General features: G+C 43.3%; 1 protein-coding gene and 1 pseudogene. Both read right to left on the bottom strand.

The features are described 5' to 3' along the window. The coding region (locus tag R7E47_RS25260) for a type VI secretion system accessory protein TagJ (RefSeq protein WP_318085549.1) at positions 1 to 670 on the bottom strand (670 nt) is incomplete at its 3' end. A gap of 10 nt (positions 671 to 680) precedes the next feature. Next, positions 681 to 1,056, bottom strand: a pseudogene (locus tag R7E47_RS25255) (type VI secretion system contractile sheath large subunit); the annotation flags it as partial.

The raw sequence follows: 1,056 nt of genomic DNA, 5'->3' as shown, positions 1-1,056 counted from the left end.
TTTCACGACCCAGTTTCTGAGCATCACTTTCTGAATCCACGTAAGTCATCGGCATATGGCCTTCACCTTCACCTAAACCGTTAATGTCAAACTCAACTGGGCGCCAAACACTTTCTAGCAAAGAGGTTGCAGATTTGATTTCTAAAGTGTTGATGCTAGCAATAGGAACGAGAAAGTAGTTGCCAGCGGTAGAAAACAGCTCAATGTAACCACCTAAACGATCATCAATATCCCGCACGTCTGAGAACGAAGTATCATTAGCTAAAAAGCCTTTTTCTTGTCTCAGTTCTTCGATTTGAAGAGCAAGTTCAGAAACTTGTTCATAATCTTGACTCACCATTGATAAGTTGAAGTTAACCAATGACTTAGTTAGTTCTTCGTTCTCACCCAATACCTTCGCGGTTGCCGCACCTTGAGCGAAATCCTTTCGCGCTTGAGCAGCTTTAACCAGATGTCTTAACTGGCTAGCGCCTGGAAGATATTCAGGAAACAGTTTAATAGACTGCATCAGTTGCTCATCAGCTCGCTCAAAATCACCATCAATACAAAGCAGTTCAATAAAAGAGCTTCTCAAACTGGCATCCTTTGGAGATGCCTTTATTGCTTCGATTAGTAGCTCTAAAGCTTGTTGCAACTGCCCTTCCGATAAGGCATTTTTCCACTGAGTCATCTTTCTTTCCTTACACCAAATGTTCTGGTGATAATTCCGTAATTAATTTGATACTTGAGACCATTTGGTCGAGCTGAAAATGAGGGCGTAAATGTATCACCGAGTAGAAGTGCCCTGGCGTATCGCGTTTCTCTCTAACTTTGATCTTCGCTTCGTTCAATGGGTACTTAGCTCTGAGTTCATCCGAAGCTTCGTCTGAAGCCGTTGTATATTGATGTAACCAAGTCTGAAACTCCCTCTCGAGCGATGCCGCGTCCTGATAGCCACCTATCTTGTCTCGCCCCATAACTTTGACGTAGTGTGCTATACGCGATACACACAGCGTGTATTGGAGCATTGAGGTAACTTTTGCATTAGTCGCAACATGCGTCTCTCCGTACAGTTTT

Source organism: Vibrio sp. Vb1026, assembly GCF_033338745.1.
Classification (GTDB): domain Bacteria; phylum Pseudomonadota; class Gammaproteobacteria; order Enterobacterales; family Vibrionaceae; genus Vibrio; species Vibrio alginolyticus.
This window is presented reverse-complemented; position numbering and strand designations above follow the sequence as displayed.